The 16,864-nt window shown below is 62.8% G+C and carries 14 protein-coding genes and 1 pseudogene; 4 read left to right on the top strand and 11 right to left on the bottom strand.

The window, feature by feature from the left end; translation table 11 throughout:
* Positions 1–66 precede the first annotated feature (66 nt).
* The 11 genes from AC56QP_RS04535 to AC56QP_RS04485 form a co-directional block, all read right to left on the bottom strand.
* Positions 67–999 (bottom strand): glycosyltransferase family 2 protein, encoded by a 933-nt coding sequence (locus AC56QP_RS04535; RefSeq protein ID WP_489860760.1) that lies wholly within the window; start codon positions 997–999, stop codon positions 67–69.
* On the bottom strand, positions 996–1,757 hold the full coding sequence (locus AC56QP_RS04530) for a glycosyltransferase family 2 protein (protein WP_489860761.1): 762 nt from the start codon (positions 1,755–1,757) through the stop codon (positions 996–998). Before AC56QP_RS04530 ends, AC56QP_RS04535 begins: the two co-directional genes overlap by 4 nt.
* Positions 1,748–2,632 (bottom strand): glycosyltransferase, encoded by an 885-nt coding sequence (locus tag AC56QP_RS04525; RefSeq protein WP_497100766.1) that lies wholly within the window; start codon positions 2,630–2,632, stop codon positions 1,748–1,750. The genes AC56QP_RS04530 and AC56QP_RS04525 overlap by 10 nt, the downstream gene beginning before the upstream one ends.
* Positions 2,629–4,305, bottom strand: a complete 1,677-nt coding sequence (locus AC56QP_RS04520; RefSeq protein ID WP_497100767.1) for a glycosyltransferase — start codon at positions 4,303–4,305, stop codon at positions 2,629–2,631. The genes AC56QP_RS04525 and AC56QP_RS04520 overlap by 4 nt, the downstream gene beginning before the upstream one ends.
* Complete coding sequence (locus AC56QP_RS04515) at positions 4,302–5,669, bottom strand: glycosyltransferase family 2 protein (protein ID WP_497109057.1); 1,368 nt, start codon at positions 5,667–5,669, stop codon at positions 4,302–4,304. Before AC56QP_RS04515 ends, AC56QP_RS04520 begins: the two co-directional genes overlap by 4 nt.
* 334 nt (positions 5,670–6,003) lie before the next feature.
* Positions 6,004–6,939 carry a phosphatidate cytidylyltransferase gene (locus AC56QP_RS04510; protein ID WP_497100768.1) on the bottom strand — a complete coding sequence of 312 codons (936 nt, stop codon included), beginning with the start codon at positions 6,937–6,939 and terminating at the stop codon, positions 6,004–6,006.
* On the bottom strand, positions 6,939–7,601 hold the full coding sequence (locus tag AC56QP_RS04505) for a lysophospholipid acyltransferase family protein (RefSeq protein WP_489860766.1): 663 nt from the start codon (positions 7,599–7,601) through the stop codon (positions 6,939–6,941). Before AC56QP_RS04505 ends, AC56QP_RS04510 begins: the two co-directional genes overlap by 1 nt.
* Entirely contained in the window at positions 7,598–8,041 is a 444-nt protein-coding gene (locus AC56QP_RS04500; protein WP_489860767.1) for a hypothetical protein, read from the bottom strand. The genes AC56QP_RS04505 and AC56QP_RS04500 overlap by 4 nt, the downstream gene beginning before the upstream one ends.
* Positions 8,038–9,363 carry a phosphatase PAP2/dual specificity phosphatase family protein gene (locus tag AC56QP_RS04495; protein WP_489863684.1) on the bottom strand — a complete coding sequence of 442 codons (1,326 nt, stop codon included), beginning with the start codon at positions 9,361–9,363 and terminating at the stop codon, positions 8,038–8,040. The genes AC56QP_RS04500 and AC56QP_RS04495 overlap by 4 nt, the downstream gene beginning before the upstream one ends.
* A 5-nt stretch (positions 9,364–9,368) precedes the next feature.
* Positions 9,369–11,153 (bottom strand): bifunctional alpha/beta hydrolase/class I SAM-dependent methyltransferase, encoded by a 1,785-nt coding sequence (locus tag AC56QP_RS04490; protein WP_489863685.1) that lies wholly within the window; start codon positions 11,151–11,153, stop codon positions 9,369–9,371.
* 39 nt (positions 11,154–11,192) lie between these two features.
* Positions 11,193–11,801, bottom strand: a complete 609-nt coding sequence (locus AC56QP_RS04485) for a CDP-alcohol phosphatidyltransferase family protein (RefSeq protein WP_489860768.1) — start codon at positions 11,799–11,801, stop codon at positions 11,193–11,195.
* A 261-nt stretch (positions 11,802–12,062) separates the two neighbouring features.
* On the opposite strand from AC56QP_RS04485, the pseudogene AC56QP_RS04480 reads away from it, so the two are divergent.
* The 4 genes and pseudogenes from AC56QP_RS04480 to AC56QP_RS04465 all read left to right on the top strand — a co-directional run bounded on the left by AC56QP_RS04480 (position 12,063) and on the right by AC56QP_RS04465 (position 16,680).
* Positions 12,063–12,541 (top strand): annotated as a pseudogene (locus AC56QP_RS04480) (MarR family winged helix-turn-helix transcriptional regulator).
* Positions 12,538–13,716 (top strand): HlyD family secretion protein, encoded by a 1,179-nt coding sequence (locus AC56QP_RS04475; protein ID WP_489860770.1) that lies wholly within the window; start codon positions 12,538–12,540, stop codon positions 13,714–13,716. Before AC56QP_RS04480 ends, AC56QP_RS04475 begins: the two are co-directional and overlap by 4 nt.
* A gap of 307 nt (positions 13,717–14,023) precedes the next feature.
* The gene (locus AC56QP_RS04470; protein WP_489860771.1) at positions 14,024–15,559 is read left to right on the top strand and encodes a DHA2 family efflux MFS transporter permease subunit; all 1,536 of its coding nucleotides are present in this window, start codon (positions 14,024–14,026) and stop codon (positions 15,557–15,559) included.
* Between the two features lie 137 nt (positions 15,560–15,696).
* Positions 15,697–16,680, top strand: a complete 984-nt coding sequence (locus AC56QP_RS04465) for an isopenicillin N synthase family dioxygenase (RefSeq protein ID WP_489860772.1) — start codon at positions 15,697–15,699, stop codon at positions 16,678–16,680.
* Positions 16,681–16,864: the final 184 nt, after the last annotated feature.

Here is a 16,864-nt window from a genome sequence, read left to right as displayed (position 1 = left end):
TGACGAACCGGCAAACCGTCTCGACCCAGTTTGATCGAAATTGCGCATGGCCCAAAATGGCGCCGCTTAGCGCCGCCCGGGCTGGAAGAGCCGGCGAAGCCAGCGCCCGATCTCGCGCGGCAGATGGCGAAATGAGGTTCTTTGCCAGCCGCCCGAATCTGGAACATGCGCGCGTTTGTCGGGCGCAGGCAGAATGGGAACGATCGGCAAGGAGAAGGCGGCGTTGAGCGGCTGTTGCCGCCCCAGCCGCTCCCAATGGATCAGGCCGCGCATGATACGGTCCCATGCCAGCACTGTTGCCACGGCGGTCGACAAGTCGCCGTCTTCGGTCGGCTCGTGGCGCCGCGCGAATTCGGCATAGGCCTCGGCAATGTAGACGCTGAAGTCGAAATGGCCCGGATCGGGGTCGTAAGAATCGGTCAGTGCATAGCGCAGTTGTCGCGTGATGAACGACACGATGTCGGTGTAGTTTTCGTGGTGGATGTGAATGCAATTCGGTGGCTGCAGGACGCGCAGGCGCCTGGCGCCAGTCAGCACTTGCGGCACACGGTGATTGCCAGGCTGCCATGCCACTGTTCCCTTTCGAAAGAACCTGATCTGCTGGTCCGGGTAAAAGCCCGAGCCACGCATGGTCTGGCCGGCTACCGAATTCCACCTTGGCAAGGCAAAGGCATCGATCTTGTCGCCATGGTCGTCGACAAGCTGCTGCATGGCTTCGTAGGCATCGTCGGCAAGGTATTCATCGGAATCCAGAACGAGGACCCAGTCATGCCGCGCTTCCGCAAGATACTGGTTGCGGATATCGTCGACGGCATCGACGATGGCGCAAGACAGCACCCGGCAGTCGGCCGCGCGCGCGATTTCGACCGTTGCATCGCTGCTTTGCATGTCGATGACGATGCGCTCGGCCGCCCAACCTGTGGTTTCGAGTAGCCGTGGCAAAGTCGCGGCTGAATTGCGCGTATGAACGATCAGCGAGATGGCGATATCTTGCCTCATGCGCCTTCGTCTCCATCGATGGAATAGCGCCCGCGCCAGCGTTCAAAGAACAGCCTGCGCGATGCCCTGTGGCGATCAGGTCCCCGATCGGAGGTCGATTCCAAGTGCAGGGAATCCCATTTCTGGCCGCAGCCGATGCGCGCTCCCATCTGCCGCGCGCGCAGGCACAGATCCACATCCTCATAACCAAAGGGAAAGGTCTCGTCGAACCCGCGCAGGGCGGTAAAGGTTGCATGATCGATCATCAATGCCGCACCCGTTACAGCCTGCGGAAACGTCGTGGCGCGGCTGACCGATGAGCTTGGCCTGCCATGGGCGTGGTGATAGGGGCCGCGCTCACCGGCATCGAAACGCACGCCGCAATGCTGAATCGTGTTATCGGGCAGGACCAGCCTGGTGCCCAGGATGCCGACCGTTTCATGCCTTGCTATCTCGAGCATCTCAGCCATTGCGTTTGGATGCAGGAAGACGTCGTTGTTGAGGAACAGGTAGCGCGCCGCCGGCACGGCACTGGCGCCGCGATTGCACGCCGCGGAGAAGGAATGCCGGCGGTCGAGCCGTAGGATGCGGACATCCGGCGTTGCCAGATCGTCTGCCTGGTAGGGCATGGCGGAACCGTTGTCGACGACGACAATCGCCGCGCGTCCGGGCAATGCTCGGGCCAGACCTGACTGGACGTGCAAGACGCAGGTCCGCAGGAGCGCGGTCAGCCCGTAAGACGGTATAACGACGCTCAGCTCAATGCCGCTCAGTTCCATGACAAGGCGTCTTTCAAACCAGCCAGCATGGCGCTTTCCAGTTTCCTCCTATGCAAGGCAGTGCGATAGCGGGACGCCATTGCAGCGCCGCGATCACGCAGTGCGGCGCGCCGCAAACCGGCGCCTTCCCCGCTGATGTCGTCAAGCACCATCGGCAAGCGTGCTGGCTCCGCAACGCATGCGGTGTCGCCGTCCCTTAGGTGTTCCGTGGCAATCGCCGGGACCGACACCACGACGCAACCGGCTGCCATTGCCTCCAGTGCCGGCAGTCCAAACCATTCCCCCACCGCCATAGCCAGGAAGAACCCACTGCGCTTCAGAGTTGCCGCGCAAACCTCTTCGGTCTCGTTGTCGATTGGCACGTAGCGCAGACGGTGTGCCTGTTTCATCGCCCTTTCGGCGATGGCGCCCTGGCGTGGCATGAAGGCCACCAAGCATGGGTCCTTGGCGGCGCCGTCGTAGAAAAAGGTATCGGCGATCGAGATGCCGACGTCGATGGCTTCGCGACCGGCCACGATCCTCGCATAGCGTGCGGCCTGTTCCCAGCAGGATAGAATGGTCACATCCCGGTCGTGTAGCACCGGGTCTATCAGAGGGTCGGTGCCCTGGCAGTGGAAGATCAGCCGCGCTCCGGTTGCCTTCAGTGCCGGATAGTCGTGCGGCAGCGAAAAGACGAGCGTGTCGCGCGGGCCTGCATTGGCAAGCACGTATTGCCTGTCGACCACCGGTTGGGCGCACCGGAACGACGACGGCGCAAGGCCGCCAGGGGTAGCGGCTGCAATCGGCACGCCAGCCTCCGACAACAGTTGCGCGAACTGGAAGCCGACCTTGATGCCGCCATGGATGCCGATGCCGGGCAGAACGTAATAGTTCATCTGCTTTCCATCCTGCGCCGCCGCCGGCGACGCCAGGCGCCCTTGATTGCGAGGCGGCGGAGCAGGACCCAGTGCATGACCGCGAGCGCCGCGGCAAGAGTTCGACCGTAGTGCAGTCGAGCAAATTTGAGCCGCGCAGCGTCGATCAACCGGATCCTGCCGGAGGACGGGATATCCGCGCCGTGCTGGCCAAAATGCGGCAAGACCTGATCGAGCCTTATGATCTCGAGCCCGCGTCGCGCCATTTCAAAGCCGATGGCAACGTCTTCCATGTAGCAGAAGTAGCGCTCATCGAAGCCGCCAACGGCGTGGAACGTACCGCGCCTGACGAACAGAGCAGCGGCGAGTGGCCAGCTCCAGCTTTCGAGGTCATAGCCGGGCAAGCGCTTCAGGCGCCTGGCAAGTTTGGCCATGCCATTGTTGTCAAGAATGTCGGCCGTCAGCTTGAGCCTGGAGTAACCGGGTTGGCGGCCGGCTGTGGGATTGCCGTGCCAGTCGACATAGTCCGGCACGACCATCGCATCGGGTCTTTGGCGAAGTGTGGTGAGAGCCGCCTCGACCGCCGCCGGCGTCATCAGGCAGTCCGGATTGAGAAAGCACAGATGCATGGCGCTGGTCGCTGCCGCGGCCCGGTTGGCTGCTGCGGCGAAACCTTCATTGCGCGTGTTCCTGATGATTGTCACGCCCTCGCGCGTCACATGATCGAGTGTCCCATCGGTCGAGGCATTGTCGATGACGATAATCTCATGCTTTCGGTTCGTCAGGGCGTCGAGGCAGTAACCGATGACCTTGCAGGAGTTGTAGGTGATGATGATGAAAGCCAGTTCGGCAGCCTGTCCTGTCGACGTTTGCTCCAGCACGAAATCGGTTGGGCCGTCGCCAACAAGTGCGTGCATGGCCATGACCGTCTCGAATTCTGGACCGTTGCGGAAATTGCTGAAATGGGCGATCAGCGCGTCCTTGCGTGGGAAACCCTCATCCCAGTGGCTGCAATGGTTCCACTGCCAGGGCAAGGCGCGGCATCTGTGGGGCGCGACGGTGTTCGCCCAGACCTGGAAATAGGCCTGGTCGCCGAGCATGTAGGCTCCGGCCATGTGATCCGCGGGCAAGACGCGCTGTCTTTCATCCGCCCAGCCGAGGAACCGTCGCAGTTCGTCCCTGCAGGCAAGCACGACGCCACTGTTGAAGTAGTGGAAGACGTGTCGGGGTGGCGGCTCTGCCGAGGCATCGATAAAGGCCAGCGACTGGCTGCGATAGTGCTCAAAAAAATCGTCGCCGCTCATTCCGGATCCGGAAATGCCGGTTTGCTCGACCATGCCGATCCGACGATCGCCCAGCGCCGCCATCATCTCTGCCGCTGCAAGCGGACGCAATAGAACGGCATCGACATCGACCTGGAGAATGATCGCCGCGCTGGTCTGATCCAGGCACCACGCCAGTGCATCGAACTTGGCGCGGAAATAGCTGGATCGATGTTCCGGGGCCGAGAGACTGATCAGGTTGAGATGGATGCGCGGCGACTGGGGCAAGAAGGGCGCCACCGCCGAATCGGCGGTCACATAGATCTCGAAGTCGGTGTGTCTGAGAAAGGACGTCAGCGCTTCGCGTGCCGCCAGCGCATAGCCAGGCTTGCCCACCGCAAGCATGCAAATTGCCGCCGTCGGCTCGCTCATTCGGCCGGACCGCCACGCATGGCAGCCGGCACCTCTGGCGCTGCATGCACCAGATCCGGATTCGGCCGCGCACCAAGATTGCCCATCTGTTCCGGGCCGAAACGCTCGGTCAGCGAACGGTACGGTCGCTCCTTGATGCTGCGCGACAGCACCTGCCAAAGCTGCGCCGGCGAGCAGTCGGCGGCCGCCAACACCTCGGCACCGCTGCCCTCGCCATGCAAGTTCTGATCCCTCTGCTCGCCGAGGCTAAGAATCCGTGCAGCGCTCGTCGACCTGATTGTCGCCACCAGCGATGGCGACGCTGCCGCGCCGAAGAGCAGGGCGAAATCGACGCAGCGCCCATTCACGCGTAACCACTTCGCAAGGTGGCCCCGGTAGCGCCAGCCCTGGAATACTTCAACGCCTTGTTGCTCAAGCGCCTCGACATGATGCTGCTCGAGCCCGGCCCCCTGAAGCCAGAATTTCACCACCAGCCCATGATCGACGAGAGTCTCGATGATCCGCCGGATCCGGTCTGAACCAGAGCCCCCGTTCAGGCGGGCTCCTGGCCGGGCGACGACAAGAACAATTTTGCGTAGCGCCGCCTGCTGGCTCGCCAGCAGCCTGAATTCGCCTGTGATGAAATGTTCACGCGACAGAACATGCGCCCATCGCTCAATGAACTTTCGCTGATTGACGCGCAGGAAGGACTTGATGCCGACCTTGGGATCCTTGCCATGCGAAAACCCTTCCAGATGATAGACGATCGACCGTGGTTGGTAGAAAGTTCGCAGTCCCTTCTCCCGCAGGCGGAAGGCAAGGTCGGTGTCCTCGTAATAGGCAGGTGCGAAGGCTTCGTCGAAACCATGAAGCGCTGCAAAAATGCCGCGTCGGATCAGCAACGATGCGGCCGAGCAGTAATCGACCTCGCGAACATAGTTGTAGTCGCTGAGCATGGCATGGTCCGAGCGGCCATAGTTCCAGGCGGACCCGTCGCGCCAGATGACGCCGCCGGCTTCCTGCAGGCTGCCATCGGCATTGAGCAGCTTCGATCCGACAGCACCGCATTGCGGATGCCGGTTGAACAACTCCAACATTGCGTCCAGCCAGCCTGATGAAACGGCTGTATCATTGTTGAGAAAATGCAGGAATTCTCCGCTCGCCAGCGTCGCCCCGAGATTGCAGGCACGGAGATAACCGACGTTTTCTCCGGTGTCATGAAACCTCAAGCCGGGAATGCCGGCTAGCACTCCCATCTCCGGATCACCTGAAGCATCCTCGACGACGATGATCTCAATCGGAACCGAAGGAGGATTTGCCGCGATCGACCGCAGGCAGTGCAGCGTTTGGGCGAGGCCGCCGAAGGCACTGATGATGATTGACACGCAGGGTGCGGGCGGACGGTCGAACGCGAGACCCGCCGTGGAAATGTCCGTTGCGGTAAACACGGCTCGGCCTGCCGGCGCGATCGACGAGGACGATCTGGCGTCAATCCAACGCCCGATCCGGAAAACCAGCCCCTCGCTCGCTTGCCGTTTCAACGACCCGACGAGCTCCGGAAACCGCAAATATCAGTCATTTCGCGCGAGCCTTTCGCCATGAAGCTCGACCCCAGTGCTTCTTATCGTCCCGCTATGTGTTCCCATGAAAGTCGGCAGGTCAACCATACCGACTCACGGTATTTTCGCCCCAGTTGCGCGATGGGCAGGAGTTCGCCGCTCAGACCGTCCAGAAATAGCGCACGATGTGAAAGAAGATCGGGGCAGCGAAGACCAGGCTGTCGGTACGGTCCATCATGCCGCCATGGCCTTCGATGAGATGGCCCCAATCCTTGACCCCCTGGTCGCGCTTGATGGCGGAGGCTACCAGCCCCCCCAGAAATCCCATCGAGCAGGCGACGAAGGCCACACATGCCGCCTGCAGTGGCGAGAAGGGCGTCACGAACGACAACAGCGCGCCGAGCAGGCTCGCCGACACCAGTCCGCCGATCAGGCCCTCCCAGGTTTTCGACGGCGACACGGTCGGCGAAAAACGGTGTTTTCCGAAAAGCTTTCCGAAGATGTACTGCAGCACGTCGCTGCCTTGTACCACGATGATCAGGAACGCGATCAGCAACAGGTTGCGGCCTTCGAAGCCTGGCACATCGAGCGTCAGCAGCGCGGGAACATGGCTGACGCAATAGACCGAGATCATCACCGCCCATTGCTGCGCGGCGATCCGCTCGAGAAAGCGTTCAGTGTCGCCATGCAGCGCGGTGATGGCCGGCATCAGCAGGAAGCAGTAGACCGGGATGAAGATGACGAAGAGTCCATACCAGGCGGTCCATACCAGCCAGTATTGAAACGGTATGATGATGCCGAACATGCCAAGCAGCACCCAATGGTCGCTGCGGCTTGTATGCGTCAGCGTCACGAATTCGCGGAGGGCAGCGAAGGAAATCAGCGCGAACAGGATGGTCATGCCGTAGCGACCGAAGAAGAAGGCGACCGTCATCAGCGCCACCATCACCCACCAGGCGTTGATGCGCTGGGTGAGATTGACCAGCGTCGAACTGAGTGGCTTCGGCGCCCGCGCGCAAAGTATGGCGGCGACGATGCTGGCGGTCGTCAGCACCGCGAGCAGGCCGATGATCAGAATGGAGATTTCGTGGCGCATCAATCGTCTCGCTCGGGGCGCGGGTTGAGCGCCAGAAGCGTGGCGTGGGCGCGGTCGAGAAAGGCGCGGCGTTCTTCGCCGGGGGCCACCGTCACCGGTGCGCCGAAGACGACACGGCAAAGCAGCGGCACCGGGAGGAACTGGCCCTTGGGCAACACACGCGACATATTCTCGATCCAGCACGGGATCAGTTCGACCTCCGGCCGCGCCATCGACAGATTGTATAGTCCGGAACGGAAGGCCAGCAGCGGCTGGTCGGTCATGTTGCGGGTGCCTTCGGGAAACAGGATCAGCGAGTGGCCCTGATCGAGAACCGACAGCATGATCTCGATCGGGTTTTCCTCCGGCCTGGTCCATTGCCGGTTGATGAGCACGGACGACAGCATGTCTTCGGCGATGAAGCGGCGCAGCCGCGACTTCCCCCAATATTCGCCGGCGGCCACGGCATGGGTGATAGCGCGCTCCTTTTCGCTCAGGCAGGCCGACAGCAGGATGAAGTCACCATGGCTGGTGTGATTGGCGAAATAGATTCTCTGCCGGTCCGACGGCAAGCTGCCATTCCAGATCGGACGCACGCCGGTCACCACCCAGGCCAGCGCCGAGAGGCCGACGGAGGTCGCCGTCTGCAGCATGGTGAAGGTCTTGAGCGAAAGCTTGCTCATCGCGGCGCCCAAAATCCCGCAGCGAAAAGCATCACCACAAACAGGCCAAGGGCGGCGCGTTGCCGGGTGAGCAGCCGGCGCGTGCCGGCAATGCGGTCATCGAACTGGCGTGTGGCGGACGGGAGGGGTTTCAGGCGCATGCGCGCCAGCATGTCATCCACCGCGGCACCGCTGGAAGCCTCGTCGTCGTGGCTGGCCATCAACCGGAACAGCAGCGCGTCGAATGCCAGCAGCGTCGAAAGCGCTAGCACGGCGACAGCGCTCGCGGCGGCGACCGAAAGGGCGATGGCTGCGGGCCAGGTCTCGAAGGCGCCGCGCGCCGAAGCAGCCAAGGGCGTGAGAATATTTCCGGCCACCACAACTGCGGCCGGCCATGCGGCCTGTTGCATCAGCATGCGGGCGAAAAGATTGGCACGTTCCCGGCAGGCATTGTCCGTCATGACGCCGCCCGCTCCGTCGTCTTGGCAAGATGAATCGGCCGACCGGCGGCGACGAGCATCTCGCGGGCAAGCACCAGCGTCCTGGCCCTGCCTGTCGCCACCAGCCATTCGGCGACAACGCCGGCGCTGCGTTGGAAACCGAGCGCGCAGCACACCAACACCGTGCCGTCGCGGCAAGCGCTCTCCAGCGCGCTGGCGGTCTGCTGCTGTATCGTCACTGGCGGCGGCAACAAATCGATCATCGGCAAGCTGATCCAACGGCAATTTGCTCCCGCCGGTTTTTCAAGTTCGGCGGCGAGGTCGATGACCGTGCCGAATCTGTTGGCTTCGCGCGCCGTCGGAAAGCGGCCGAGAAAGACGCCATCGGTGACGGCCACGAGCGGCGGGAGCTTGCGCGTCCATATCGCAATATTGACCCTGGCGCCCAATCGATAGGGCGAAAGCAGGACGCGGCTTCCCAGGGACACATGACCTTCCGCCGTCTTCTGGAACACCTTGGCGCTGGCCCCGGCATAGACAAAGGCGACGATGACGAGCGCCAGCGCCGGCCAAAGCAGGAAAAGCGCGACAGCGGAAAAGAAGGCGCCGAACGCGGCGCCCGCCAGCGCAAGGACAGCACCCAGCGCATAGAACCGCGCCAGCCGGCGCGCTTTCGCATCGCCGGTCAGTCGGGCGCCCGAAAACGGCAAGTCGCCGCTGCGCGGAAACAGCCACAGCGCAAAAAACCCGAGCAGCGCGCCGGTGGGGATGTCGATGAAATGATGTTGCCAGGTCGTCAGCACCGAGACGCCGATCAGGAAGCACCAGGCATGCCAGAGCGGCAGGAAAAGGCCGCCGAGCCGGTGGCGCCAGTGGTCCCAGATGATCACCAGCAGGGCGATGTGCAACGAGGGCGCCTGGTTGAAAGGTTTGTCGAAACCGCCAAGCACGGCAAACAAGAAGCCCGGCACGCCCGTCGTTTCCGGTCGCACGAAAGTCGCGGTCAGCGGGAACAGAACGAAGCAGGCCACGGCCACGATCTGTGCGGTGAGATAACGCCCGGCCAGGCGGTCTACTCCTTGTCTGCTGTCGTTGAGCAACAGCGACAGGCCGTAGAAAAGGTTGATCGACCAGTACGGTACGATGGTCCAGGCGATGAACGGAATGCTGTGCTCCCAGGAAAACACGATGCTGCCGACATCGTCCCGCCGTGAAGCCAACCAGTTGGCGAAACCGTAGCTCAGGTAGAAGAACGGCGTCAGGAAGGCCAGCCAAAGGGCTGCCCTGAAGACCACCCGACCGTAAGGTTCGGCGCGCTCCGTGGATGCAAGCGATGACACCATCCTGTTCAGCGCCGCCGTGCGACCGAGACGGTGAAGATGCCCCATTGGTCGATGCGCTGGTCGAGTTTCTCGAAACCGGCGGCTTCGACGAGCTGGTCCATTTCGCCTTGCGTGCGCCGGCGCATGACCCAGGCCTGGCCGCCGCGATGCGAGGTCAGGCTGCGCGCGATCATCTCCAGCTGCGGATGCCAGGGCTGGTTGGTGTAGAGCAGCAGGCTTCCCGGCTGCATGGCGCGGGCCAATCCACCGAGCGAGCGGTTGATCATCGCATTGTCGGAGAACAGTTCGTAAAGACCCGACACGATGGCGAGGTCGGGCGCCGGATCGGCGGCAGCGAGCATGTCGGCATCGAAAGCGTCCGCGTGCTGGAACGAGACGCTTGCCGGCAATTGCCGCTCGGCGATCAGCTTGCGGCCAAGCTGGACGTTGAGGTCGGAATAATCCTGCAGCCGCACGCTCGCCGGCTGGTCTGGGCACTTCACAATGGCATCGAGGACATAGCGGCCGTGGCCGGCGGCGATGTCGAGAATGTGTACTGGCCGGCCGGCGGCCTTCAGTGTCGCCACGCAAGTACCGATCAGTTCTTCCAGATGCAGCTTGCGCTGGCGGATGCCGCGCCAGCCGATGGCTTCCAGGAAGATGCGGTCGACGAAGCGACCGAGAGGTGTAAGACCCCGTGCGTCGTTCTCGTAGACGTAATCCAGCGTCGAGCCCGAATCGAAGCCGGTGGTGACGCCCGCCTTCATACCCCACGAGAACCAGGCGCCCATGCGGATGGAGGCACGGCTGAATGCCCAATAAAGGCCCTTGGGCGACAGCGGTTCTAGTGGCGAGGCAAGCCTGTCGGCCTCGTCGCGCGTGTAGCCTGCGATATCCGCCTGCTTCAGGTCGACCGGCGCGTCCGGCGCGGCGAACTGCCTGGCAAGGAACGGCCGGATCAGGTCGAGGGCCTGCGCCCGGTCGCGCTCGCCCAGCGTGTCATGGAAGAAGCCCGGCAACACATGGCGTTCCTTGGCGCGGCTGCCGAGATTGACGAAGAACTCGTGCTGCGGGCCGTGGCGCACAACCCAGTCGCTTCCTGAAAGCAGAAGCTGCGTCGGCACTGTGATGGCGCGGGCGTCCGCAACGATGCGCGCCGCATGCTGGTAGAGTTCGACCAGGATGTTGGAGGCGATCGGCCGTGTGATCAGCGGATCGCTATCGAAAGAGGCGATACGCACGGGATCATGGGTCAGGAACTTCGCCTTGACGTAGGAATTGACGAAGAAACGGCCCTTGAGCTTCTGCCAGAGTGCGATGCCTTCCTTGGCGAAGGGCACATAGAGCTTCACCGAAAAGGCCGGTGAAGCCAGCACCATGGCACGCAGCTTTGGCGCATAGTCGTGCACCCAGGCTGCGGCGAGCACGGCGCCAAAGGACTGGGCGATCAGCGCAATATCCTGCGTGGCGAAGCCATCCTTGACGGCGATCTCGCGCATGAAGCAGTCGATGTCGCGCACCAGGGCCGAGAAGGAAGGGGCATAGCCGCGCTCGCCGGACGAGCGGCCATTGCCGCGAGCGTCCCAGGCGTAGAAGGCGTGGTCGGGCATTTGCAATTCGTCGACGAGATGGGCCATGCGACCGCCATGCTCGTGGCCCCGGTGGAAGAGCACCACCGCACCCTTAGCATCGGCGGAAGCCGCCGGCCAGAACCGGTAGAAGATCTCCGTCCCGTCATGGCTGCGGAAGACACGCTCTTGCGCTTGCCGATCAAGGTTTTCCGCAACCGCGGCTGCGATTGGCTCGTGCATCATGGTCTTTCCCCCTGGCGGCATGGCGAGCCTCGATGCTCAGCTGGCGCTGCCAATAAGGCCGGCGCGTATCCGGTTTATGGCGGTCAACAGCGAAAGCGTTGCCATGGCTGGAAACACAAGCGGTGCGATGGATGCTGGCCAGAGCCCGGCGGCGCACAGCACGGCGACCACGCCCAGCGCCAGCGCCCTGTCGCTTTTGCCGAACGGCCCGGCATAGTTTCGTCCGACCTTGGCGGCGATGCCGAGCACGCCAGCGAACTCGGCCAGCACGGCTGATATGGCGAAGGCGACGACGCCCCATGGACTGAACTGTGGAAAGGCGGCGAACGGCAAGATCAGCGCGAGGTCCGAAACCACGTCGCAAAATTCGTTCAGATACATGCCGAGCGTCGAGGCCTGCCCGTGTTCCCGCGCCAGCATGCCATCCACGGCATTGAGTGCCATGCGCACGAACATCACCACGGGAATGAGCAGCAGAAGCGTGCGCCATTCATGCCAGATCGCGATGGCCGTCCCGGTCGCGATCGACAATAGGGCCGCCAGGAGGGTGATGCTGTTTGCGGTGACTCCGACTGCCGCCAGCCGATTGACCAGCGGCCGCAGTTTTCCCTGGAAAGCCGGCTTGAGAGCGTAAAGCGTCGGCATTTCGTTGATCCCCCGATCCTGATCAGCGGCTGTACATCAATATGTCAGATGCGACCAGTAGGTTGCGGAGGCCGAAACGGCGCCTCTCCAGTGCGTGCATCCTGACGTGGCGGAGGCGGTCACGCCGCCCGGGACGGCCGCCGACCAGATGTTCACCAAGCGCTAACCCTGACTGCAGCGCAGGGCTGCCATCCACATTTGCCGGCTTCTGGCGCAATGCGGCATCTTGAATAGTGAGCACGCTTATTATATATCCCGCTCATGGTTTCCGATGGCATAGACAGGTTGGGCTTCTTGATCCACGACGTGCAGCGCTTGATGCGCAAGCGCTTCGAGGCGAGAGCCAGTGGTTTGGGGCTTTCCTCGGCGCAATGGCGGCTTCTGGTCCGCGTTGCCAAGGAAGATGGTGTCGCGCAGGCGCGGCTGGCCGAACTTCTCGAAATCGAGCCGATCAGCGTTTCTCGTCTGGTCGACCGCATGGAGGAGGGGGCTGGATCGAGCGTCGTTCCGACGCCACCGATCGCCGCGTCCGCATGATCTTCCTGACACCCAAGGCGAGCGAAGCCTACGCCCTGATCAAGAGCCTTGCTGGCGAAGTCTACGAAGAATCGCTGACCGGCGTGTCGCCGGAAGATCGCCGCGTCCTGATCATGGGGCTTGAGGCGATGGTCCAGAACCTGGCGGACGACGAGACGCCGTCCATTGAAAAAATGAAGAATACAGAAGGCGCAGCAGCATGAACGCGGTAGCCAAGATAGATGAGAACGCGACCAAGCTGGAAATGGAAGCGCCGGCACAGCCGGCTGCTGCCCCCGTGGCGGTTGCACCTCCGGTCCAGCCGGCACCGGTGCCTGTGAAGAAGAAGCGCCGGCTGGGCCGCTCCCTGCTGATGATTGTGCTGCCTGCGGCACTGGTGGTTGGCGGCGGCTATGTCTGGGTCACCGGTGGCCGCTACCAGGAAACGGAAAACGCCAATCTGCAGCAGGCCAAGGTGTCGATCGCCTCGGATACGGCCGGCCGCATCGTTCAGGTCGACATCGCCGACAACCAACTGGTCAAGCAAGGCGACGTGCTGTTTGCCATCGACCCGGAGCCATACCGGATCGCGTTGGCCCAGGCCGACGCGGCGGTTGCTGTCGCACGGGTTGGTATCGAGCAGTTGCGCGCCGCCTACAGTCAGGCGACGGCGCAGGAAAAGTCCGCCACCAGCGAAGTCGACTATGCGCAGTCGCAATATGACCGCGCCGCCGACCTCGCCCAGAAGGGCATCAACACCAAGTCGGCGCTGGACCAGGCGAAAAACGATCTCGACAAGGCCAAGCAGCAATTGGCTGTTGCCCAGCAAGGCATCATCAGCGCCAAGGCAGCACTTGCCGGCAATCCCGACATCGAGACTGACAGGCATCCGACTGTGATGGCCGCGCTCGCCGCGCGCGACAAGGCGGCCTACGACCTGGCGCAGACCACGGTCAAGGCTCCGGCCGATGGCGTCATCAGCCAGGCCTCGTCGTTCAAGGTCGGTCAGTATGTCGGCTCCGGCACGCCGCTGTTTTCACTTGTCGAGACCGGCGACACCTGGATCGAAGCCAATTTCAAGGAAACCCAGCTGACCCATATGAAGCCCGGCCAGAAGGCCGAGATCGTGGTCGATACCTATCCGGGCCGCACCTTCGAGGCGACGGTCAAGGCGATCGGCGCCGGCACGGGAGCCGAATTCTCGCTCCTGCCTGCCCAGAATGCCACGGGCAACTGGGTCAAGGTCACGCAGCGTATTCCGGTGCGCCTGGAGCTGACCGATGCCGACGCCAAGATGGCGTTGCGCACCGGCATGAGCACCGCCGTCACCGTGGACACCGGCGTTTCGCGCGGGTTTCCCACCATATTCGGCCACGCCACTGCGGGTGAGGCCAAGTAGGGCGCTCGCCGCGCTGGGGTGACACAGATGGCAAGATTGGTCCGAGGGGAGGGTGTGAAGGGAGAAGGGGCCGATGGCCGGGCTGCATCGAAGATGCGGTTCGCTCGGTCCCTGAACCATTCGACGCCGGACCCTTTGGTCCTTCGGTTTCCGGGCGGCAGGTGTCCGTCATGTCGAGACGCTCGGTCGATGTAACCCCCACATCGATACTCGCGTCCCACCGCGATGAGAGTCTCTCCTTACGGAAGGCTCTGCCGCCCGGAAACCCTCTGTACACGATTTTGTTACCTGTCGGAAGTTCCGCATCATGAGCACGCCAGAACCCTTTCGCGAAGTGCCGCATCGCGGCCTGATCACGGTCGCGCTGATGCTGGCGACGATCATGCAGGCGCTCGACACGACGATCGCCAACGTCGCGCTGCCGACCATGACCGGCGATCTCGGTGCCTCTCCGGACAACATCAACTGGGTGCTGACCTCCTACATCGTTGCCGCCGCCATCATGACGCCGGTGACCGGCTGGCTCGCCGACCGCTTCGGCCGCAAGGAATTGTTCCTGACGGCGGTGGTCGGCTTCACCGTGTTCTCGATGCTGTGCGGCATCGCCTGGAGCCTGGGGACCATGGTGTTCTTCCGGCTGATGCAAGGCGTGTTCGGCGCCGCCATCGTGCCGCTGTCGCAGACTTTCCTGCTCGACATCAACCCCAGGGAACGCCACGGCCAGGCGATGGCCATCTGGGGCGCCGGCATCATGCTGGGGCCAATTCTGGGCCCGACCCTGGGTGGCTGGCTGACCGAAAATTTCAACTGGCGCTGGGTCTTCTTCATCAACCTGCCGGTCGGCATCGTCGCCTTCCTCGGCATGGCCGCCTATTTGCCCGCCGTTGCGCGGCGGGTGCGCAGCTTTGATTTCTTCGGCTTCGCCATGATATCGCTCGGCGTCGGTGCGCTTCAGCTGCTGCTCGATCGCGGCGGTGAGGTCGACTGGTTTTCCTCGGTCGAGATATGGATCGAGCTTGGCCTTTCGATCACGGGGTTCTGGGTATTCATCATCCACACGGTCACATCAGAACATCCATTCATCGATCCAAAGATTTTCCTCGACCGCAATTTCGTGACCGGGCTGGCGTTCATCTTCGTCATGGGTGTGCTCATCCTGGCGAGCATGTCGCTGCTGCCGCCGATGCTGTCGACCATCTTCGGCTATCCGACCGTCACCATAGGCATCGTCATGGGGCCACGCGGTGTCGGCACGATGATTTCGATGCTCGTCGTCGGGCGGCTCATGAGCAAGATCGACGCCAGGATCCTCGTCGTCATCGGCTTTCTCCTGACCGCGCAGTCGCTCTACACCATGTCCAGCTTCACGCCTCAGATGGACAACTGGCTGATCATCAGCTCCGGCGTCATCCAGGGCCTGGGGATGGGAATGGTGTTCGTGCCGCTGTCGACCGTGGCCTTCGCCACGCTTGACGTACGCTTCCGCACCGATGCCACGGCCTTGTTCAGTCTGGTCCGCAACCTCGGGTCGTCCATCGGCGTGTCGGTCGTGACGGTTTTGATGGTGCGCAACACGCAGATCAACCATGCCGAGCTTTCGGCCTTCATCAACCCGTTCAACCCCAATCTATGGGCGGTCTCACCGGCGGCGGCGAGCGGAAATCAGATGGCGCTTTCCCAGGTGGATCGCATGGTCAACCTTCAGGCGATGATGATCTCCTATGTCAACGACTTCAAAATACTGATGATGATGACGTTGATCGCGGTCCCGTTTGTCTTCCTGCTGCGCAAGCCGGCGCGGGCGCCTGCGGCCGGTGGGGCACCCGCCGCGCATATGGACTAGAAGGCTGGCCAGCGTTTTCCGCCGTCCAAGCACTGGCCAACCGAGGTTGGCTGGAGAAATATTGCCTCCGTCCCGACGATGCCGTCATGCATCGCTGGTGGCTCCACGAGCATTGGCTTCGGCCTGGAGGAGATGCGATGCAACATCCGGCATTCCCAGTATTTGATCTCGGGCGCTTCGAGAACTCCGGCCACGAGGAGAAGAAGGCGCTCGGTGCCGAGGTCGACCGCATCTGCCGCGGCACCGGCTTTCTGGCCGTGAAGAACCACGGCATTCCGGAACCCGTGATCGACGCCGCCTGGTCGAAGGCGCGAGCTTTCTTCGACCTCCTTCCGGAGCAAAAGCAGCGTTCGAAGGCGCCCTACAAGGGCTACCCCTACGGCTATCTCGGCCCCGAACTCGAAGCGCTTGCCAAACCGCGCAATGTGGACACGCCGCCGGACCTGAAGGAAAGCTTCAACGGCGGTCCGCTGCGCGTACCGTCGGGCCTGCGTGATCCGGAGGCGTTGGCCTTCTGCTACGCCGAGACGATCTGGCCGGCCGAGCCCGCCGGCTTCATCGAGGCATGGAAGGCCTATTATGCCGCGCTCGAGGATCTCGCCGTGCGCATCATGCGGGTTTTCGCCACCGCGCTCGGCCTGCCCCAGAGCTATTTCGACAGCTATCTCGATGCGCCGATCAGTGCGCTACGAGCCCTCAACTACCCCGAACAGCATGTCGCGCCCAAACCCGGCCAGATCCGTGCCGGCGCCCACACCGACTATGGCAGCCTGACGATCCTCTTGCCGCAGGCCGGGTCGCGCGGCCTCGAGATCATCACCCCGGACGGGGAGTGGACGCCGGTTCCGCCAATTCCGGGCGCCTTCGTCATCAACATCGGCGATCTGATGGCGCGCTGGACCAACGATCGCTGGGTTTCCACCGTGCATCGCGTGGTCAATCCGCCGGCCGGTGAGGGCGGCAAGGACCGGCGCCAGTCCATGGCTTTCTTTCACCAACCGAACTGGGATGCTCAGATCAGGGTGCTGGACGTATGCCTTGCCGACGGTGAGGCGCCGAAATACGAGCCGGTGCTGTCCGGTCCCTATCTGATGGCCAAGTTCAAGGCGACGACCAGGTAGGGGAGAACACCCTATTCCCAGGCGCGAGGCTCCAGTGGCGGATGGCGCTGTCACGATCGTTTCGCGCATAGTCGAGGCCGACGCGGCTGAAGCGCGGCTCAGCCAATTCATCCTGATGTCGAAGAACACCGAGCCTGAAAGCTCAAAGGTGGTTCCAGAACCGCGATCGAGTTTCAGGCATCCG

It is taken from the genome of Mesorhizobium sp. RCAM 05104 (assembly GCF_059683645.1).
This window is presented reverse-complemented; position numbering and strand designations above follow the sequence as displayed.